The organism is Bacillus inaquosorum, from assembly GCF_023238325.1.
In the GTDB taxonomy this organism is placed as follows: domain Bacteria; phylum Bacillota; class Bacilli; order Bacillales; family Bacillaceae; genus Bacillus; species Bacillus inaquosorum.
Genome location: NZ_CP096592.1, coordinates 818,156 through 839,199 on the forward strand (window position 1 = coordinate 818,156; position 21,044 = coordinate 839,199).

General features: G+C 43.8%; 18 protein-coding genes and 1 pseudogene. 13 read left to right on the top strand and 6 right to left on the bottom strand.

Annotated elements, in window-relative coordinates:
• The first annotated feature begins 110 nt into the window (after nucleotides 1–110).
• A complete protein-coding gene (locus tag M1M80_RS04025; RefSeq protein ID WP_003239992.1) occupies nucleotides 111–806 on the top strand; it encodes a DUF421 domain-containing protein in 696 nt (231 codons plus the stop codon).
• Between the two features lie 39 nt (nucleotides 807–845).
• Here M1M80_RS04025 and hmoA read toward each other — a convergent pair whose 3' ends face one another.
• The 3 genes from hmoA to M1M80_RS04040 all read right to left on the bottom strand — a co-directional run bounded on the left by hmoA (nucleotide 846) and on the right by M1M80_RS04040 (nucleotide 2,255).
• Nucleotides 846–1,169, bottom strand: coding sequence for a heme-degrading oxygenase HmoA (hmoA, locus tag M1M80_RS04030; RefSeq protein ID WP_060398123.1), 324 nt, complete (start codon nucleotides 1,167–1,169; stop codon nucleotides 846–848).
• 99 nt (nucleotides 1,170–1,268) lie between these two features.
• Entirely contained in the window at nucleotides 1,269–1,631 is a 363-nt protein-coding gene (locus M1M80_RS04035) for a VOC family protein (protein WP_003239988.1), read from the bottom strand.
• 93 nt (nucleotides 1,632–1,724) lie between these two features.
• Complete coding sequence (locus M1M80_RS04040) at nucleotides 1,725–2,255, bottom strand: hypothetical protein (protein ID WP_060398124.1); 531 nt, start codon at nucleotides 2,253–2,255, stop codon at nucleotides 1,725–1,727.
• A 196-nt stretch (nucleotides 2,256–2,451) separates the two neighbouring features.
• Between M1M80_RS04040 and M1M80_RS04045 the strand changes: the two genes are divergently transcribed.
• From M1M80_RS04045 to M1M80_RS04060, 4 genes and pseudogenes are all read left to right on the top strand, one after another.
• The gene (locus tag M1M80_RS04045; RefSeq protein WP_060398125.1) at nucleotides 2,452–3,324 is read left to right on the top strand and encodes an STAS domain-containing protein; all 873 of its coding nucleotides are present in this window, start codon (nucleotides 2,452–2,454) and stop codon (nucleotides 3,322–3,324) included.
• A 156-nt stretch (nucleotides 3,325–3,480) separates the two neighbouring features.
• Nucleotides 3,481–3,648: a YezD family protein gene (locus M1M80_RS04050; protein WP_014476089.1), complete on the top strand. Its 168-nt coding sequence runs from the start codon at nucleotides 3,481–3,483 to the stop codon at nucleotides 3,646–3,648.
• Nucleotides 3,649–3,756: 108 nt separating this feature from the next.
• Nucleotides 3,757–4,401 carry a Bax inhibitor-1/YccA family protein gene (locus tag M1M80_RS04055; RefSeq protein ID WP_019257729.1) on the top strand — a complete coding sequence of 215 codons (645 nt, stop codon included), beginning with the start codon at nucleotides 3,757–3,759 and terminating at the stop codon, nucleotides 4,399–4,401.
• Between the two features lie 63 nt (nucleotides 4,402–4,464).
• Nucleotides 4,465–4,608: pseudogene (locus tag M1M80_RS04060) on the top strand (DMT family transporter); the annotation flags it as partial.
• 23 nt (nucleotides 4,609–4,631) lie between these two features.
• On the opposite strand, the gene yetL reads toward M1M80_RS04060, so the two are convergent.
• Nucleotides 4,632–5,135: a transcriptional regulator YetL gene (gene yetL, locus M1M80_RS04065; protein ID WP_019257731.1), complete on the bottom strand. Its 504-nt coding sequence runs from the start codon at nucleotides 5,133–5,135 to the stop codon at nucleotides 4,632–4,634.
• A 149-nt stretch (nucleotides 5,136–5,284) separates the two neighbouring features.
• On the opposite strand from yetL, the gene M1M80_RS04070 reads away from it, so the two are divergent.
• Nucleotides 5,285–6,394, top strand: coding sequence for an FAD-dependent oxidoreductase (locus tag M1M80_RS04070; RefSeq protein WP_060398126.1), 1,110 nt, complete (start codon nucleotides 5,285–5,287; stop codon nucleotides 6,392–6,394).
• Between the two features lie 48 nt (nucleotides 6,395–6,442).
• On the opposite strand, the gene M1M80_RS04075 is transcribed toward M1M80_RS04070, so the two are convergent.
• Nucleotides 6,443–8,941, bottom strand: a complete 2,499-nt coding sequence (locus M1M80_RS04075; RefSeq protein ID WP_060398127.1) for a TIR domain-containing protein — start codon at nucleotides 8,939–8,941, stop codon at nucleotides 6,443–6,445.
• Nucleotides 8,942–9,212: 271 nt separating this feature from the next.
• Entirely contained in the window at nucleotides 9,213–10,280 is a 1,068-nt protein-coding gene (locus M1M80_RS04080) for a DUF3900 domain-containing protein (protein WP_060398128.1), read from the bottom strand.
• Nucleotides 10,281–10,429: 149 nt separating this feature from the next.
• Between M1M80_RS04080 and cypD the strand changes: the two genes are divergently transcribed.
• From cypD to M1M80_RS04115, 7 genes are all read left to right on the top strand, one after another.
• A complete protein-coding gene (cypD, locus tag M1M80_RS04085) occupies nucleotides 10,430–13,615 on the top strand; it encodes a bifunctional P-450/NADPH--P450 reductase (RefSeq protein WP_060398129.1) in 3,186 nt (1,061 codons plus the stop codon).
• A gap of 437 nt (nucleotides 13,616–14,052) precedes the next feature.
• A complete protein-coding gene (ltaS1, locus tag M1M80_RS04090; RefSeq protein ID WP_060400003.1) occupies nucleotides 14,053–15,972 on the top strand; it encodes a lipoteichoic acid synthase LtaS1 in 1,920 nt (639 codons plus the stop codon).
• Between the two features lie 237 nt (nucleotides 15,973–16,209).
• Nucleotides 16,210–16,974 (top strand): glucose-1-phosphate cytidylyltransferase, encoded by a 765-nt coding sequence (locus M1M80_RS04095; RefSeq protein ID WP_003239970.1) that lies wholly within the window; start codon nucleotides 16,210–16,212, stop codon nucleotides 16,972–16,974.
• Nucleotides 16,975–16,980: 6 nt separating this feature from the next.
• Nucleotides 16,981–17,949, top strand: coding sequence for a GDP-mannose 4,6-dehydratase (locus M1M80_RS04100; RefSeq protein ID WP_060398130.1), 969 nt, complete (start codon nucleotides 16,981–16,983; stop codon nucleotides 17,947–17,949).
• Between the two features lie 23 nt (nucleotides 17,950–17,972).
• Nucleotides 17,973–18,884 carry a putative nucleotide-diphospho-sugar transferase gene (locus tag M1M80_RS04105; protein WP_060398131.1) on the top strand — a complete coding sequence of 304 codons (912 nt, stop codon included), beginning with the start codon at nucleotides 17,973–17,975 and terminating at the stop codon, nucleotides 18,882–18,884.
• 28 nt (nucleotides 18,885–18,912) lie between these two features.
• Nucleotides 18,913–20,076: a glycosyltransferase family 2 protein gene (locus M1M80_RS04110; RefSeq protein ID WP_060398132.1), complete on the top strand. Its 1,164-nt coding sequence runs from the start codon at nucleotides 18,913–18,915 to the stop codon at nucleotides 20,074–20,076.
• Nucleotides 20,077–20,090: 14 nt separating this feature from the next.
• On the top strand, nucleotides 20,091–21,026 hold the full coding sequence (locus M1M80_RS04115) for a putative nucleotide-diphospho-sugar transferase (RefSeq protein ID WP_032732199.1): 936 nt from the start codon (nucleotides 20,091–20,093) through the stop codon (nucleotides 21,024–21,026).
• The last annotated feature ends 18 nt before the right edge of the window (nucleotides 21,027–21,044 follow it).

A 21,044-nucleotide genomic window follows, 5' to 3' on the forward strand; every position in this document is an offset into this window, starting at 1 on the left:
AACGGCAGCCGGCGACGGGCTGCTTTTTTTATCGAAATGTGCAGTTCCGGTTTAGAAATAGTGCAGTTGACCATAATGGTAGTAGCTTTTAAGAAGTAGGTGCTATCAACGTGGGAGATTATCTAAATGTAGCAATAGAATTAGTTTGCGGTCTCGGTATTTTATTTGTCATTTTGAAGTTTCTTGGGAAAACCCAATTCTCTCAACTTACTCCGTTTGACTTTATTTCTGCTTTAATTTTAGGGGAACTGGTTGGAAATGCCGTCTATGATCATGAAATCAAGATTAAAGAAATTATTTTTGCTTCGCTTCTATGGGGCTTGCTTATCTTTTTAATTGAATTGATTACACAAAAGCTAAAAGGATCCAGAAAGTTTCTGGAGGGCGAACCAAATATTGTGATCCATAAAGGAAAGCTGAAATACAAGATGCTGAAGGAAAACAAGCTCGATATTAATCAGCTGCAAAGCCTCCTGAGACAAAAAGGCTGCTTTTCGATTCAGGAAGTGGAATATGCGATTTTGGAAACAAACGGGATGATCAGTGTGCTCCCGAAAGCCGATTTTGATAAACCGACCAGAAAAGATATGAACCTTCCGCCTAAGGATGTGTCTTTGCCGGCTACATTAATACTGGATGGGGAGATTGTGTTTGACAACCTGACGGAAGCAGGCGTGGATGAACAATGGCTGAAACAATCGCTGCAAAAGCATGGAGTTGAAAGGGTTGAGGACGTCTTATATGCGGAGTGGCACGCCAACCAGCCTCTTTATCTCATCACATACGAAGAAAGCAGTTCATCATGACCGCAAAAAAGAGCTTGCAGCTGGTGCAAGCTCTTTTTGTTATTCGTGAGTCCCTTGTTTAACAGCTCTTACATGATACATGCTCACTTCAGTGCTGATCAGATAGTCAGGCTTTGGTTTGCCCTTGTTCGCTTTATGGCCGGCGATATGCGCATCGCTTTTTTCCCATTGCTTCCAGTGATCCTCAGATTCCCAGCGAATCATGACAATAACTTCCTCATCACCGCGGCGGACGTTTTTCTCAAGCACTGTCACATCAATTAAACCTTCTTGTTTTTCAATGATTCCTTCAGCGCTGAAACGTTCTATGACTTTATCTGCATGGCCTTCTTTTACCGTCATTTTTCTCAATTGAACAAACATCGTCTCTCTCCAATCATTCTCATATATGAATGATTGTAAATGAAATTCATTCTCAATGTCAAAGGGAGAGCACGGCGGAATAGAACCGCCGCCGCATCGTTATTCTTTCAATAAAAACACATTGCCGTCTTCGTCCTTAAATTGAACGAAGGTGCCCCACTCCATTTGATTGGGCTCACCGAGAAATTCTACACCGTTTGTTTTCATTTTCTCGTATGTATCAAAGATGTCTTCACATTCAAACACGATAGAAGCCTTCATTTGTTCAGAGCCTTTCATCATAGCTTTCGGGTAAATGACTAAACGAGTCTGGGCTCCTTTTGGCGAAACCTCCAGCCAGCTTGCCTCGGGCCCCATCGGGTGGTCCGCCGCAATATCAAAGCCAACCTTCTCCGCCCAAAATTGCTTCGCTTTCTGCTGGTCTTCAACATATACAGCAACAGTGCCAATTTGTTTGATCATAGGGAAACCTCCAATTTGAAAGATAGTAATACTATAACCTGTTTATGGCCGAAGTAACATAAAAAAATCAGCCGGAAAACGGCTGATTTTCAATTAATACGAGCAGCTCACAACATCTATCAAATTAGTGTCTAAGGCGAAATAAACCCAGCGTCGCCGTGAAGGATCCCAATAAAAGCCGCCGACGGATCTTCTGCCAAGAATGATCGGGAAGAACCAAAATGAGCGGCCATTGGTTAACCAAACATAGGTAAACCGGAAGAGGCAAGGCCGAATGGTGATGGGTTCAACTAAAAAAACAGCTCCTTGAGTACCCTGCGGCTTTTGCGGCTTCGCTGGTATTTGGGAAGGCGGGGGGCCCTGTGGCGCACCGCCGAAACCAGGTACAGCCCCGCCGCCGAAGCCAGGTACAGCCCCACCGCCAATACCAGGGCCAGAACCGCCGCCGAAGCCAGGTACAGCCCCACCGCCAATACCAGAGCCGGAACCGCCGCCGAAGCCAGGCAAAGCCCCGCCGCCGATGCCCGACCATGGGTAACCATTTGGATAACGGTATTCATATTCAAAAGCAGGCCAAGGATCATAAAAATGCCCGGCAAACATATAAGGATCAACATAATACATGTGATAACGTCCTTTCTCATTGTAAACTGTACATTTGCAGTCTATGCATGCGGACGTTTATTGGTGCATTCGCCTATGGATGAAATTGGAATGTGTTCGGGATGCAGAATCATTTCATTTTTCCCTAGTCCCATTCACAATTCCGATTTATCATTTTATAATGAAAGAGCTTCTATTATGAAAAAGGAGACAGACCGTGAATATCGATCAATTATTATATCAATATATCATAGACCACACTGCGGATATTACTGACAAATGGTTCAGTTTGCGATGTCAGCTGAAAGGCGAGCTATATTCCGCCGACCATTTAAGTGAAGAAATGAAAAAGCTCTTAACCGAGCAGCATACGTTTACCAATATAACAATCGCAAGCGCATTTCTGGAGGATCAAACCGAGTTCCAAGAAAATATGACTAAATGGGCGCAAACCGTCGCGAAAAACAGGGTAGAGCAAGATGTTCAGGTGCATGAGGTCGTAGAAGCCATATCAAACTCAAGAATCTCATTCTGGGATGCTGTCGTTGCGTTTATAAAAGAGAATCAGGATATCGTCACAAATGAGGATGCCGACCGGTGGAACCGCATTGTGAATCAGTCGTTCGATAAGCTGATTATTGAATTTTCCGAGCAGTACCAAAAATTTATGCTGATGAGGCTCACGTCTCAGCAGGAACTGATTTCTGAGCTGGGCTGCCCGGTCATTTCCATTGCGGATGGAATCGGGATATTGCCGCTAATCGGCTCCATAGATACGAAACGGGCACAGGTCATTTTAGAAACAGTGCCTGTCCGCTGTATCGAGAGAAAAATTACAAGCCTTGTCGTTGATCTTTCGGGTGTTCCGATTGTGGATACCATGGTGGCGCAGCAACTGTACAACCTGTCAAAAACGCTTGTCTTATTAGGCGTTAAAGCTGTATTTTCAGGGATTCGCCCGGATGTGGCCCAGACATCGATTCAATTGGGGCTAGATTTCAGTGAATATGAAACATACGGCACGCTGAAGCAGGCATTAGAAAATATGGGCGTCCGCTGTATTGTTGAGGAATTGGAAGAAAACAGATAGGAAGTCTGATTAGGCATATGATTGTCCGCCATCGGGTGATCATGTGCCTTTTTGATTTGAACAGAAAACACCATTGATTTATCAAAAAAAACATAATATTATAATTCTTATAAGAATACTGTGAATTAAAATAAATTCAACAGGGGGGAAGGTCCTTTGGTTTCAAAATCAACCATTGATCCGGAAGTGATTGAAAAAATAATCAGCTCGCTGGAAACGCTCGACTTCGGCACCGTTCAGATTACGGTTCATGATTCTCAGGTTACCCAAATTGAGAAAATAGAAAAGCACCGTTTTTCGCTGAAAAGGAAAGAATCAAAGTGATCGCATAAGGGCGTTTGTTTTCATTAAATTCTCCTTAAAACATATACATATTTCATCCAATTTTTATATAATAGACCTTTAAGATCATTTTTTAGGAGGATTTTTGACATGCAAGCTACGGTTCACGAGAGTAAGCAATCGATCATGCAGCGCATCTTGACAGTCTTTGTTTTCACGCTGCTGATCGCGACTGTCGGTCTTTTTATCGGCCAATTTGTTCCTATCGCTTTGATGCTCCCGCTTTCTATTCTTGAAGTGGGGATGATTATTCTGGCCTTCTGGATGCGCAGAAGAAAAGCGGTCGGATATGCGTTTGTATATACATTCGCGTTTGTTTCAGGCATTACCTTATTTCCGATCGTCAGCCACTACGCTTCCATCGCCGGCGCCTATGTCGTGCTTGAAGCCTTTGGCTCTACATTTGTTATTTTTGCTGTTCTGGGCACAATCGGCGCAAAAATGAAGAAGGATTTATCCTTCCTGTGGTCATTTCTGCTGGTAGCGGTGCTCGCACTGGCAGTGGTTGGCATTTTCAATATTTTCAGTCCGTTAAACTCAGCGGCGATGATGGCGTATTCCGTGATCGGAACCATCGTCTTTTCCCTTTACATTTTGTATGATTTGAACCAAATCAAACACCGCCATATTACGGAAGACTTAATTCCCGTTATGGCATTATCGCTGTACCTTGACTTTATCAACTTGTTCATCAACCTGCTTCGCTTCTTTGGCATTTTGAGCAGTGATGATTAATGAAAAAGCGCCTGTCATTGGATAGGCGCTTTTCGTCATACATAAAAAGGCATGCGGAGTTGTTCGGCTGTCATTTTGTCAGGTGTGGAGCCGTTTGAGCTTGTGCATTTGATCGGCATTGCATGTGTCATCAGCGGTATATTTGTTACGGTCATAAAGAAAAAACAGCCGGATATGTATCCGGCTGCAGAAGAAAAGACGCTGTAGCCTGTCCTGGTCGGACGGGTTTTTTAGTCTTTAAACACGCTTAGTTTTTCAAAAAGATCACCAAGCATCTTCACGAACATGTCTTTTTCCTCATCGCTGTAGTTTTCCATCACCGCGGAGATTTTGCTGAAATGGCCGGGCAGAAATTGCTCCAGCCGTTCTTTGCCTTCCTTTGTCAGTTCAATGCTGATTTTTCGTTTATCCTCTGTGTGATGTCTGCGGCTGACAAACCCGTCCCTTGCCAGCCCGTCCAGCAGGCCTGTAATCGTTGCTTTCGTGACGTTGGATTGCTTGGCAAGCTCGGTCGGACTTAACGTGTGGTCCTTGGCATCAAAGAGCAGCATCAGGATTTTGAATTTTCCCTCTGACAGCCCGCGGCCTGCGAAATAATGCTCCATCACATGATTCATTTTTTTTGAGATATCAAAAAGAGATAAAAACAATTCAAGAGAGCCGGCGTCAATATTAGCATACGTCTCGGCGTGCTCTGTTATATGCTTATATTTCGGTAAATGTTTTAATTCCATCGCAATAAGCTCCTGTACATTAGTAGTGACACGATTATAAAGGAGCGAAAATCGTAACGCAACCTGGATTGACAGCTTTTTACTCAACATAGTAAGGTAATATGGTTAGGCACCTAACTAAATACAAAGCTGAAAAGGTGGTATTACATATGAAACATATTTTGATAGCAGGAGGCGGAATCGGCGGCTTGTCAGCGGCCATATCCCTCAGTAAAGCAGGGTTTTCCGTCACTTTGTGTGAAGCGGCTACAGAAAACCGCAAAACGGGTGCGGGGATTCTCCAGCCGCAAAACGCACTGGCGGTCTTGAAAGAATTGGGCATATTCGATGAGTGCTGTAAGCATGGCTTTCAAACACAATGGTTTAAAACGTTTGATGCACAGGGGGATTTGCTGTTTCAAGTCAGTGAATCCTTTTTAGACGATACACTTCCGGGACGAAATAATATTCTGCGAAAGACGCTAAATGACATTCTCATGAAGCATGCCGAGGCGGCGGGTGTACATATCAAGTGGGGGAAAAAAGTTGTTACCTATGAAGAAACGGCTGAATCGGTTACTGCCGTATGTGAAGACGGAGAGAAGATGCAGGCTGACATTCTGGCAGGCTTTGACGGCATCCATTCCGCTGTTCGCGATAAGATGCTGCAAAAGGAAACAGAAAAAGAGCACCTCGGCATGGGGGCATGGCGCTTTTATATCGAACTTCCTGATTTTACATTTGAGGACGCGACATTGATGTATAGAAGCGGAGACACACAAATTGGCGTCGTGCCATTGGCGGAACACGCCGGCTATGTCTTCGTTCTCCAGCCTTGCACGAGCGATTACTGGGATAAAGAAGATACCCGGTTTGATAGAGTAAAAGAGATTCTTTCCAGCTTTCCGGGGCTGGATTTTGTCACAAAGCATATGTCAAAAGAGCATCCTGTCATGTTTAACAAACTGGAACAGGTCGCAGTGCAGGAGCCATGGTACAAAGGCAGCGTCGTCATCGGAGGAGACGCCGCCCATGCCGGAGCGCCGACCTTGGCACAAGGAGCGGCAATGGCCATTGAGGATGCCATCGTCCTCGCCGAAGAACTCAAAAACCACGACGACATCGAAACCGCATTTCATGCGTATTACGAAAGAAGAGCCCCAAGAGCGCTCAAAGTCCAGAACCTATCCTCAGAAATCGTCCGCCGCGGCCTAAAAGGAGAGCCGGGAGCGGAAGAGCTGATTGGGGAGTGCCATGCGGTGTTGAGGGAAGGGTATTAAATAGGAAAAGTCCAGAAAGTGATTTCTGGACTTTTCAAAGTGAGGAAACTAATAAGAATATTGTTGCGCATATCTTTCAATTTTTGTTTTTATCTTTGACAACACATTCTCTGGATATTTGATGCTATTAACTAATCTAAGTGCTTCAGTTAAATTCCCCTTTTTAGCAAGTAGTATTGCCTTATTCTTTAAAAGATTTTTGTAAAACCTACTTCCTTTACCTATCTCTCCCTCTAAAATTTCAATAACATTCTCCATGTCTTGGATTCTGTTGAAACGTTCACAAATTGAAAATTTAGTGAAAAGAGGATAAATATCATCATTAAATTTTTCAATGGCTTGATTTATTAATTGGATGGCATAATCTTCTTCATTTTCAACAAAGGCTTGATATTCAGCATTCAATCTATAAGACATGCTTTTACCAATTTCCGATTCGTTTTTTTCGAGATTTGTTAGTAATTCTTGTAAAATTTGCTTTTTTTCAATATCATTTAATAAAAGGTTTTCATTGTTATTATTGTTAGATAGACAAGTGAAATATCCATGAATATGATAAGGATTATTCTTATTTTGTTCATAATTCTCTTTGGCGAGATTATAGGCTTTTTGATATTCTTCAATATTATTGTATGCGACAACAAGTTCTCTTTTTGCTCTTGCAAAATTAGGTCTTTCTTCTAAAGCTTTGTTAAGCCTTTCAATAGCTTTTATATCATTTCCTGTTAATCGATAGTAGAAACCTAAAAGGAAATTGTGATCGGCACCATTTATTTGTTGAACTTCCTCAAGAAATCGTGGATTCTTGAGGCGTGCTAAGGAAGAGCATAGGTAATATTGAATTTCGTGTTTTATGTTGATATCCATGTAATTTCTGTTTCTAAGTACTTTATCAGCTAAATTTACAACATCACTATCTCGCTTACCTTTATCATAAAGCTCCTTCATGGTCTTTAGGTAATGAGATGGTACGATAAACTTTTCATTGATACTGTTCCCAGACAATAAAGCTTGTTTCATAGAAAAGAAAAAATCTGAAGCATCTTTATCTTCCTGTTGATAAGTCATCAGAAATTGTTTTAAATGAGAATCCAGTTTTTTCTGAAATATCCTTGGTATCTGTAACCGTTGTCTAATAATATGATTCCTTATTGCATCATTTACTCTAACGTATTCAGAATTTGCACCAATGTTCTCACAAATAGCTTTTGCTATAAATTCTTCTAACAATTTTTTATAAAACTTATTTTCTTCTACTACTTCAAAAATCATATCATAACTAATAAAGTCAAACGTTGACAATAAATATAAAAACTCACGCGTTTCTTGATTACTATATTGTTCTAAAATAGATGTTACTTTGTCATCATTGTAGTCTACTATTAAATCTGAATTATTTTTAACATTTGTAATCCCTCTATCCTTAATTAATGATACAGTATAAAATACGTGTTCCGGAAATCCATTAAGTAGTCCTACGAAAAAGTCTAAATCACTTCTCCCAAGATTCAACCCTTCAATTGTTGAATAACGCTTTAGTAATCCTCCACGTTCTTTTATGTCAAGCTCGGGAATATCTAAGGCGAAGAAAAGGTCATTATGTAGTAATTTGGTCCTGTTTATTCTGAATGAAGAAGCAACACATATTGTAATTTGGTTAGTTGTTTGGAGTTTAAGGACTATTTCATTAAACCAATTGCTTATTTCTCTTTGTGGACTTACAATTCCTCCATCATCTACAATCATTAATATCTCTTTTGAAATTTGTAGATCTTTCAATAAATCTACTGCAAGATCAACTTTAGTATTAATATCTTTAAACATTAAATTTCCTAGGTCTTTTGAGTTTGAGAATCCTAAATCATAAAGTTTAATTATAAAATCTTCTAAACTCTCATGAGAATCAAGTGTTATTGATGGCAGAGAATAACTTTCATCCACTATTGTAGCTTTTATAAGACTGTGTTTTATTAAACTTCTCCTCCCAATGTTTTGCAAACCAGATGCAATAACGCATATTGGAGATTGCTTTTCAAAAGAGTCGAGCCTTTCTTCAAACTGAGCGATTAATTCATTTCTTCCTACGAATAATTTTTCTTTCTCTTTATTTCGGGGATTATCCATCCAACTTATTTCCCGCAGTCTTTGTAAAATTCTTCTAGTGGCTACAGTTGGTCTATTAACTGGTTTAAGATTATATTCTTTCCTTAGCCAACTAGGTATTCTGCTATCTAAATGAGTAATCCTATGATCAATAATTATTGGATAGATTCTTTTTAATTTGCCCGATTGGTACAAATCAAAGGCAGAATCTAACTCTTTTTTTACCCATTCAGACTCCAAGGAACTATTTGAAAGGAAAATTACAAATAAATCAGATTTATCTAATCCTTTCTCGATTTCTTCCAAATTACCCATACCTTCTTCAAATGTAAGATTATCATAAACTATTCTTTGTATACCTAATTCTTTTTTTAATTGTTCTACAACAATTTCAATATAGCTCTTTTTGTCGGCGCTACTATGAGACAAAAATACTCTTTTCATGTGCATTCCTCCAAGATATGATTCTCTATAGTATAACATTTATTTAACATGAATTGCCAAAAATCAAAAAAATCCAACTAGCTTTTTTCATGTGTTCCCGTTGCTTCATATGTACTTAGAGGAAGAACTTAAGATCCAATTGTATTAGCCTTTATGTAAATAAATAATCCTATTTAAGGAAATAGGATTATCGCAAAATGTTTTGCCAAACAACTTGTATCGTAATTATTATCTAGTAAGCTTTGGTCACTTATTAATGTTAATTGGATATTTAGTTAAAACCTTTGTTATTAATTTTCTCTATTACCTCTACTAAATCATCAGGCTTATAAAACTCCACCGGCGAACTGCCCTTCTCAAACGAAATTGTCTCGGCTTCAATCAGCGCGACATAGCGCCCGTTTACTTTTGCGAGATGAATTGAATCGCCAAAATCCGCGAGCAATCCCTTAATCTCTGTTTCTCCGACTTTCATTTTCAGTTGGGCCTCTGGCGTGTGCTCGATGATTTGGGCGGTGGCTTCGATGACTTGATGGGTGTCGAGGCGCTCTTGGATTTCCCGTTTTTCGCTTGCTTCCCATATTTCGATGTCGTGCTCGAACTGCTTGAGCTCTTCGCTGTTGTCTTCAAATGTCTCGTAGACGTGCTCCTGCACCATGTTCATGACCTGGTTTTTCATGATTTCCGGCATCGATTCTCCGTACTCGACGAATTTCAGAAAGTCCTCAAAATAGCGGGCGTGCGAGGCCTGGTGGATTTTCAGCTCGCCTTCCTCGACCATCCCTTCCTCCGGCATGAACGGGTATTGGATGCTTTTCATGTTTTTTGTCGTAATCGCCATTTCGACTTTTTTAATAAGAGAAGACGCGTCTGAAATGCGGGCGACCTTTGGCTCGAAATCACATTTCATAATGAAGACAAATGACTCGTCGAAGTATTTTCTCGGCACGGCCGAAGCGACGAGGAACACACCGCCGCGAACTGCACTCGTGTCGAGGTACGTGCGGACGAACTGCTCGCTCAGCTCGTTAAAGTCCTCTTTTGTTTCCGCCAGGCGCGCACGGTTAAACATGTTGTAGTTCGGGTTGGAATCGAGCTCGTGGCCGGGCTCGACGATAAAATGGCCGATTTTCGTCGGCACCTGCTCGGACTGCGGATGGCGGTCTGCTTTCCGTTTGACGATTTTTTTCAGCTCCCCGTCGAGAAAGTCCTTCAGCTCGCTTTCTTCAAATTCACCCGTATCAAGGGTCTGGAAGTGCTTGAACTGCTTGTTTGCCTGCTCGTCCTTGCCTTCCACCTGTATGACATAAAAGGATAAAAATCGAATTTCAAAATCCATATATGAACTCACCTTATTCGCGTATTGTACAGCTTCTCAAGTATAGAAAAAACGATGTTCGTACGTCAATCAGAGGAACGGAATAATCCAGACCATGAAAGGGAAATGTAGTCAGATAGAAGGCATTTCATACGGAAAGGAATGGTTCGATGAAGGAAACAAGCCCGATTCCTCAGCCAAAGACGTTTGGGCCGCTCGGCAACCTGCCTTTAATTGATAAAGACAGACCGACATTGTCGCTGATTAAATTGGCGGAAGAGCAGGGCCCGATTTTTCAAATTCATACACCTGCGGGCACGACGATTGTGGTGTCCGGCCATGAATTGGTGAAAGAGGTTTGTGATGAAGAGCGGTTCGATAAAAGCATTGAAGGCGCCTTGGAGAAGGTTCGCGCGTTTTCCGGTGACGGATTATTTACAAGCTGGACGCATGAGCCTAACTGGAGAAAAGCGCACAATATTCTGATGCCGACGTTCAGCCAGCGGGCCATGAAGGACTACCATGAGAAAATGGTCGATATCGCCGTTCAGCTCATTCAAAAATGGGCCAGGCTCAACCCGAATGAAGCAGTCGATGTCCCAGGGGATATGACTCGGCTGACGCTCGACACAATTGGGCTGTGCGGGTTTAACTATCGCTTTAACAGCTACTACAGAGAAACACCCCACCCGTTTATCAGCAGCATGGTGCGGGCGCTTGATGAAGCGATGCACCAGATGCAGCGGCTTGATTTTCAAGATAAGCTTATGGTCAGAACAAAACGGCAATTTCATCATGATATTCAAACGATGTTTTCGTTAGTCGACAGCATTATTGCGGAGCGGAGATCGAATGGAGACCAGGATGAAAAAGATTTGCTTGCCCGCATGCTGAATGTGGAAGATCCGGAAACAGGTGAAAAGCTTGACGATGAAAATATCCGTTTTCAAATCATTACGTTTTTGATTGCCGGGCATGAAACAACGAGCGGCCTGCTTTCCTTTGCGATCTACTATTTATTGAAGCATCCTGACAAACTGAAAAAGGCGTATGAAGAGGTTGACCGGGTGCTGACGGATGCAGCGCCGACCTATAAACAAGTGCTAGAGCTGACATACATACGGATGATTTTAAATGAATCCTTGCGCTTATGGCCAACAGCTCCAGCTTTCAGCCTTTATCCAAAGGAAGACACAGTCATTGGCGGAAAATACCCGATTACAACGAAAGACAGAATTTCTGTGCTGATTCCGCAGCTTCATCGTGATCGAGACGCTTGGGGAGAGGACGCTGAAGAATTCCGTCCGGAACGGTTCGAACATCAGGACCAAGTGCCTCATCATGCGTACAAACCGTTCGGAAATGGACAGCGGGCCTGTATCGGCATGCAGTTTGCCCTTCATGAAGCGACACTTGTGCTGGGCATGGTTTTAAAATATTTCACGTTAATTGATCATGAGAATTATGAGCTTGATATTAAACAAACTTTAACACTCAAGCCTGGCGATTTTCGCATCAGGGTTCAAACCAGGAATCAGGAAGCCATTCATGCGGACGTCCCGGCAGCTGAAAAAGCGGCGCCTGATGAGCAAAAAGAGAAAACAGAAACAAAGGGTGCATCGGTCATCGGTCTTAACAACCGCCCGCTTCTCGTGCTGTATGGATCTGATACAGGCACTGCAGAAGGCGTCGCCCGGGAGCTTGCGGATACTGCCAGTCTTCACGGCGTAAGGACCGAGGTGGCACCTCTGAACGACCAGATTGGCAAGCTGCCGCAGGAGGGGGCTGTTGTCATTGTGACCTCTTCTTATAACGGAAAGCCGCCAAGCAATGCGGGGCAGTTTGTTCAGTGGCTTCAAGAAATCAAACCGGGTGAGCTTGAGGGCGTCCATTATGCGGTATTTGGCTGTGGCGACCACAACTGGGCGAGCACGTATCAATACGTGCCGAGATTCATTGATGAGCAGCTTGCGGAGAAAGGCGCGACTCGGTTTTCTCCGCGCGGAGAGGGTGATGTAAGCGGTGATTTTGAAGGGCAGCTTGACGAGTGGAAAAAAAGCATGTGGTCCGACGCCATCAAAGCATTCGGACTAGAGCTTAATGAAAACGCCGATAAGGAACGAAGCACGCTGAGCCTTCAGTTTGTCAGAGGGCTGGGCGAGTCCCCGCTGGCCCGATCGTACGAGGCAGCTCATGCATCCATTGCTGAAAATCGTGAACTCCAGTCCGCAAACAGCGACCGCAGCACCCGCCATATCGAAATCGCACTGCCGCCGGATGTTGAATATCGAGAGGGCGACCACCTTGGCGTCTTGCCGAGGAACAGCCAAACCAATGTCAGCCGGATTCTTCACCGCTTCGGTCTGAAGGGAACCGACCAGGTGACATTGTCGGCAAGCGGACGCAGTGCGGGGCATTTGCCTTTGGGCCGGCCTGTCAGTCTGCAAGATCTTCTCAGCTACAGCGTCGAGGTGCAGGAAGCGGCTACAAGGGCGCAAATAAGGGAGCTGGCGGCATTCACAGTCTGCCCGCCACATAAACGCGAATTAGAAGATCTAACGGCAGAGGGTGTCTACCAGGAACAAATATTGAAAAAACGGATTTCTATGCTGGATCTGCTTGAAAAATATGAAGCGTGTGACATGCCATTTGAACGATTTTTAGAGCTTTTACGGCCGTTAAAACCGAGATATTATTCGATTTCAAGCTCTCCAAGGGTGAATCCGGAGCAAGCATCGATCACAGTTGGTGTCGTGCGCGGCCCTGCTTGGAGCGGACGTGGCGAATACAGAGGAGTGGCTTCAAATTACCTGGCTGAACGCAAGGCGGGGGATGATGTCGTGATGTTTGTCCGTACACCGGAATCCCGGTTTCAGCTTCCGGAAGACCCTGAGACCCCTATCATTATGGTCGGGCCGGGTACAGGAGTAGCGCCATTCCGCGGTTTTCTCCAAGCTCGCGCAGCTTTAAAGCGGGAGGGAAAAACGCTCGGTGAAGCCCATCTCTATTTCGGATGCAGGAACGATCGGGATTTTATTTACCGTGAAGAGCTTGAGCAGTTTGAAAAAGACGGAATCGTCACTGTCCACACAGCCTTTTCCCGAAAAGAAGGCATGCCGAAAACGTATGTCCAGCATCTCATGTCTGACCATGCAGAAACATTAATTTCGATTCTCGATCGCGGAGGCAGGCTCTATGTATGCGGTGATGGCAGCAAAATGGCCCCAGATGTGGAGGCAGCGCTGCAAAAAGCATATCAGTCTGTTCATGGCACCAGCGAACAAGAAGCACAAAACTGGCTGAAACATCTGCAGGATACCGGTATATATGCAAAAGATGTTTGGTCGGGGCTGTAAAGACTGGAGACATCCAGTCTTTTTTGGCCTTTCAAAAAAATGTGATGGAGCTGAACGTTAGTGCATACAATAGCCACAGTCCGCCTGAAGGGCGGGCTGTCTGCAAAACCTATTTTTCGTTTTTGCTAGTTTATGTTATTCTTATACTCGGTATCTATTTCTTTTTTCCGCGGCACACATGACAAAAGAAATCCTTTTTTTATTTTGCGAGAAAAAATGTGAAACGAAACGAAGGCTTCTTTCGTCCAGTGTTTGGTTTGAAATAGGTGTAATAAAACTGGTATGGTGCAAAGCGTAAATATTCCGGGGAATACCGCGGTGTATTTATTGTTGTGTGATGCCTTGATTTTGTTTGGAAAGAAGGAATTGGAAGACAGGATAAAGAGCAGGTAAATATGAATGAAGAACTTAAAGTGTTTAAGAAAGTAGAGGTTGCCATGAAGAAACTTTTTTCTTACAAACTTAGCTTTTTTGTGCTGGCTGTTATACTGTTTTGGGCAAAAACGTATTTATCCTACAAGACTGAATTTAATCTTGGGGTAAAAGGCACAACCCAGGAGATCCTCCTGGTATTTAACCCGTTCTCAAGCGCCGTCTTCTTTTTAGGACTGGCTTTGCTGGCGAAAGGGCGAAAATCAGCGATTATCATGCTGATTATCGATTTTGTGATGACATTTGTGTTATATGCAAATATTCTATTCTATCGTTTCTTTGACGATTTCTTGACGTTCCCGAACATTAAACAGTCCGGCAACGTCGGAAACATGGGAGACGGGATTTTCAGCATCATGGCCGGCCATGATATTTTCTATTTCTTAGATATCATTATTTTGATTGCGGTATTGATCTGGAGACCTGAATTAAAAGAATACAAAATGAAAAAACGTTTTGCGTCTTTGGTGATCCTTTCCGGGGTCGCACTGTTTTTCATCAACCTGCACTATGCGGAAAAAGACCGTCCGCAGCTGCTGACAAGAACGTTTGACCGCAATTATATCGTGAAATATTTAGGTCTTTACAATTACACCATTTATGACGGTGTTCAGACGGCTCAAACGGAAACGCAAAGAGCCTACGCGAGCAGCGATGATTTAACAAGCGTCGAGAATTACACGACGTCTCATTATGCGAAACCGAATGCCGAGTACTTCGGCTCTGCCAAAGGCAAAAATATCATTAAGATTCACCTCGAAAGCTTCCAGTCATTCCTGATTGATTACAAGCTGAATGGTGAAGAGGTGACGCCGTTCTTAAATAAACTTGCACACGGCGGGGAAGATGTGACGTATTTTGATAACTTCTTCCATCAGACAGGCCAGGGAAAAACATCTGATGCCGAGCTGACAATGGATAACTCCATCTTCGGCCTTCCTGAAGGTTCCGCGTTTGTGACGAAAGGCGAAAACACATATCAGTCGCTTCCTGCGATTTTAGACCAGAAGGGAGGCTACACAAGCGCCGTCCTGCATGGTGACTACAAGTCGTTCTGGAACCGTGACCAGATTTACAAACATATCGGATATGACAAATTCTTCGACGCAAGCACGTATGATATGTCAGATGAGAACGTTATTAATATGGGACTCAAGGATAAGCCGTTCTTTACAGAGTCGATTCCAAAACTTGAATCTCTTAAACAGCCGTTTTACGCGCATTTGATTACTTTGACAAACCATTATCCATTTAACCTGGATGAAGAAGATGCGTCCATTAAAAAAGCGACAACCGGTGATAAAACAGTTGATAATTACTTCCAGACAGCCCGTTACCTTGACGAGGCGCTTGAGCAATTCTTCAAGGAGCTGAAGGAAGCCGGTCTGTATGACGACTCAGTCATCGTGATTTACGGTGACCATAACGGTATTTCTGAAAATCATAACCGTGCGATGAAAGAAATTCTTGGAAAAGAGATCACAGATTATCAAAACGCACAGAACCAGCGCGTGCCGCTGATGATCCGCGTTCCTGGCAAAAAAGGCGGAGTGAACCATACGTATGGCGGCGAAATTGACGTCATGCCGACACTTCTGCACTTACAAGGAATTGATTCTCAGAAATACATCAACTTCGGTACGGATTTATTCTCTAAAGACCACGACGATACAGTGGCGTTCAGAAACGGAGACTTCGTGACGCCGAAGTACACATCTGTCGATAATGTCATTTACGATACGAAGACTGGTGAAAAACTGAAAGCGAATGAAGAAACGAAGAATCTGAAAACAAGAGTGAACCAGCAGCTGAGTCTGTCAGACAGTGTCCTGTACAAAGACTTGCTGAGATTCCACAAACTCAGCGATTTCACAGCCGTTGATCCGTCTGATTATCATTACGGCAAGGAAAAAGAAATCAAATAAGACGAGAAAGAGCCTTGAGCGGGCACATTGCCTTCGCTCAAGGCTCTTTTTTTTGGTTACATAACCAACTTGAAAAAATAGATTCCATTTGGTCACCAAGGCCGCCTTTCTCTCATATCATTACAGTAGATTTTGAAACCGGTATTGAAGTCGGACAAATTATCGGGGAAACGCCTTGATAGATTGTAAAGATGTACCAGGTTTCGAACTCAATATTCATAGAGATGAGGGGTAGAGATGAAAGCGGTCATTCTCTGCGGCGGAAAAGGAACGAGAATGAGTGAAGTCACGCATGACATTCCTAAACCGCTCGCCATGATAGGCGGCAAACCGATTCTATGGCATATTATGAAAATCTATCAGTACTACGGAGTAAACGAGTTTATTCTGCTTTTGGGCTATAAAGGAGAAAAAATCAAAGAATACTTTCTCGACTATGAATGGAAGCACAACAGCCTGACACTCGACAGCTCTACAGGAGAGGTGCAGATGCTGGGGCAGCCTGAAACGTGGAAAATTACGTTTTTGGAAACAGGGGAAGACACGCTGACAGCCGGAAGAATCTTGCAGGCAAAAGACTATATCGGCGATGAAACGTTTCTGCTCACCTATGGGGACGGGCTGGCCAATATCAATCTTTTCCATCTCATCAGCTATCATCAGACAAAGGGTGCTGCTGCGACTGTCACCGGCATTGACAAAGTCTCGCAGTTCGGCACCTTGACGGTCGAGGAAGGCATGGCGAAAACATTTTCTGAGAAGACATCGAGTGACGGAATCATTAACGGCGGATTCTTCGTTCTCAGTCCCAAGGTTTTCGATTATTTGCCGAAGGACGGGAATATGATGTTCGAAGATGAACCGCTGAAGAACCTTGCCAAAGACGGAGAGCTTGCCGTGTACCGCCATTACGGATTTTGGACGGCCATCGATACGTATAAAAATCTCTTAGAAGTCAACAAAATGTGGGATCAAGGACAACAAGTATGGAAGGTATGGTGAACTGATTTGAGTTTCTGGAAAAATAAAAACGTATTTGTCACGGGGTCTACAGGTCTTTTAGGAAGCTACTTGGTGAAAGAGCTGATCGAACAGGGTGCAAACGTTACGGGGCTTGTCAGAGATCATGTGCCTCAATCCAACCTATATCAGGGAGAACATATCAAGAAAATGAACATCGTACGGGGATCTCTTGAAGACTTGCCTGTGATAGAACGCGCGCTTGGCGAATATGAAATTGACACAGTTTTTCACCTTGCTGCACAAGCGATTGTCGGCGTGGCAAACCGCAACCCGATTTCTACCTTTGAAGCGAATATCCTTGGCACATGGAATATTCTCGAAGCCTGCCGGAAGCATCCGTTAATTAAGCGGGTGATTGTTGCTTCAAGTGATAAAGCTTACGGCGATCAAGAAAACCTTCCGTACGATGAGAATATGCCGCTGCAAGGCAAGCATCCGTACGACGTCTCAAAAAGCTGCGCAGATCTGATCAGCCACACGTATTTTCACACGTACGGGCTTCCAGTCTGCATCACGCGCTGCGGGAACCTGTACGGCGGCGGGGATTTGAACTTCAACCGCATTATTCCGCAGACGATTCAGCTTGTTCTGAACGGGGAAGCGCCGGAAATCCGCAGCGACGGCACGTTTGTCCGCGACTACTTCTATATTGAAGATGCCGTTCAGGCTTATTTGCTTCTGGCAGAAAAAATGGAAGAAAACAATCTTGCTGGAGAGGCCTTTAACTTCAGCAATGAAATCCAGCTGACTGTACTTGAACTGGTAGAGAAAATATTGAAGAAAATGAACAGCAGCCTGAAGCCGAAGGTGCTCAATCAGGGGAGCAATGAAATCAAACATCAATATTTATCCGCGGAAAAAGCGAGAAAGCTGCTGAATTGGTCACCGGCCTACACCATTGATGAAGGACTTGAAAAAACGATTGAGTGGTATACGGAATTCTTCAAAAAGTAATGTGAAACGAGGTGAACATGACTGTGACCAGCGCGTATTGCACCGTTTTATCAAAAGGGAGATTATATCAGGCAGTCGCCTTATTTAAGTCGTTAGAGCAAGTGGATCAAGACAGTCCCATTTTTATACTGTGCATGGATGAAGATACACACCGCGTCTTACAGAAGCTGAAGATGAAGCAGCTGAACCTTGTGCCGGTGGACGCGCTTGAAAATGAAACGCTTCTGAAGCTCAAGGAAACGAGAGATCAAAGCGAGTACTGCTGGACGATGAAGCCGATCTTTCTGCAAGCTGTGCTGAACAGCAACCCCGAGCTGGAGCGTGTGACGTATATTGACGGGGATTTATTTTTCTACGCCGATCCGTCGCCGATTTTTGAAAACCAGCCGGACTGCTCGGTGCTCCTTTCACGGGGTGATATCGTAATCCCTTCCTTTGAGAGAGAGCAGATTGACATGCTGCAGCGTCTTTTAGGCAGATATAACTCCGGCTTTATCAGCTTCAAGCATGATGATGCCGGCACGGATTGCTTGGAGTGGTGGAAGGAACGCTGTCTTGAGGAATGCAAAAATGCCCCGGGTGAAGGGAAATTCGGTGATCAGGGCTATTTGGATTATATGTCTGAGCTGTTTCCGAATGTATGTGACATTACGACACCCGGTGTGAACATCGGCCACTGGAACTACGGGCAGCATACGTTTTCCTGGGAGGATGGCCGGATCGTGCTGGAGGATGGCAGCCCGCTGATTTTTTACCATTTCAGCGGATACCGAATCGTCAGCATCAATGAAATCAAACAGATTCATGAAACAACCCGCACAGACCTGCCGTTTGTGCATGAGCTGTATCAAGAGACACTGCCGCATATCATTCAGCACATTAAAACGTTAGACCCCGAATTTAACGGTTTTGCTTCAAAAGATGATAACAAATAAATGATTAAATACAGGAAGTGAAAATGAAGTGAAAGCAAGCGTTATTATTCCTGCATATAATTCAAAGGAGCGTCTCTATAACAGCCTTCTGTCATTAAACCAGCAGGAGTGCGATGAAGAATTTGAAGTCATTGTAGCGGACAATGGCTCTGAGGACGGGACGCTCTCGATGCTCGAGTCGTTTCAAGCGGATTTTCCGCTGATCTTTACACGGATTAAAGAAAACAGGGGCATTGCGTACGGCCGAAATCAGGCGCTTCGCAATGCCAGAGGAGATATCCTGATTTTCCATGACAGCGATATGCTTGCGGCAAAGGATCTTGTGGCAAAGCATATCAAAGCCCATGAGAACGAAGAGAATCTCGTCGTGTGCGGTTTGTTTTGGAAACGGATCTACAGTTTTTATTATGAACGCTTTGAAGATGAACATAAGGAACAGCTCGCAAAGATCGTAGACGAAATGCCGAAGAAAGACAAACAAAAGCTGCTGAATGAAGCGGACATCAAAAACGGAAGCTTCCTGGACAAAAGTTTTGACCTTGATACCGACTTTATTGACGTGCTCAAGAAGATTTTAGATGAGTACGGCGATGACCTGAAAGGCTATCATATGCCATGGCGCTTTTTTATCACGAATAATTCCTCTGTTAGACGCAAGCATGTGGTTGACCTCGGCTTATTTGATGAAGGCATTGTGCGGTACGGGTTTGAGGATTACGACCTCGGGATCAGGCTTCATCAGGCCGGACTGACCTTCAGGCTGCATCGCGATATTGTCAGTGTTCATCAGGAGCACCCGAGCAATTGTAAGTCTGTAGACGATATTCGGGCAAACATTGCCTATATGTGCGATAAATACAATAACATCCGCTCCTTAGACGTTCATCTCGCTTTTAACGGGCCGTTTCCTCCTGACATGACGAACGGCATCATGACTGATATTCATAAGCTGTTGGAATCTCAGAAATACGACATGCTGCTGAATCTGTTTCTTGAGCTGCTCCATGTTGTCAAAGAGCGCAACATTGACCCGGATTGGCAAAAGAAAGCGCCAAGGGTGACGGCGAAAAACTTTGATTTACAAACTGTCCGCAAGCTTCTGCCAAAAGCGAAGAAAAAGCTTGGCGTGAACGATTTTGCCAATGCGTTGTATGCGCTTGTCAACGATTTGCTGCACGTGGATCTTAGATAATTGGATGTGGTATGATGAGTACTTTTCATTTTTCAACGATAGTGTCAAGGACGCATATCTTTAAGCTCATGCCCATGATTCATTCTCTCCATGAGCATTGCGATGATTTTCATTTGTATGTGCTGTGTGTCGATCAGAAAGCGTATGAATTGCTTCAGCACGTGCCATGGGAGCATGTGACCTTTGTGCAGCTGCATGAAATGGAAGACCCGGAGCTGCTGAAAGCGAAAAGCAATCGAACGTTTCATGAATATTGCTGGACATTGAAGCCCGCCTTTTTATTCCATGTCATGAGCAAGTGGGATGATGCTGAATACTTTGCCCATATGGATACCGATCTGTTCTTCTTTTCTGATCCATCACGTATTTTTGCGGAAAACCCAACGGCTTCTCTGTATTTGACCGATCACCGCAACTCGCCGCGGTTCATGTCCTACTATGAACGGACCGGCCGCTATAACACAGGTTTTGTCGGTGCCGGGAATACGAAGGAAGCATATGAAGCGGTGTGGCAGTGGAGACAGGACTGCATTGAATTTTGTACGGTAGAAATGAATACGGAACGAAAGACGTACGGTGATCAACGGTATGTGGAGAAGTGGCCGGCGCAGTACAAGGGTGTGCATGTTGTCAAATCAATCGGAGCCAATACAGCGCTTTGGAATATCGAAAACTATAAGGTCGGGCAAAAGGATGGCCGCGTGTATATAGATGAAACGCCGCTGATTTTCTATCATTTCTCCGGGTTTACACTGGTGACAGAAAATGAGTTCAATCTTTGCTGGTATTATCGGATTGAAGACGAAGCGGCCATTGAAATGATTTATATGCCGTATGTGTTAAACCTGAAAAGATGGATTGACGAAATACAGTCGGCGTTCCCGGACTTTGCGGACGGCTTTATCCCGAAGCACGCAGTGCCTGATACTCATTTTATACAGCTGGATTAAAAAAACCCTGCCGCATGG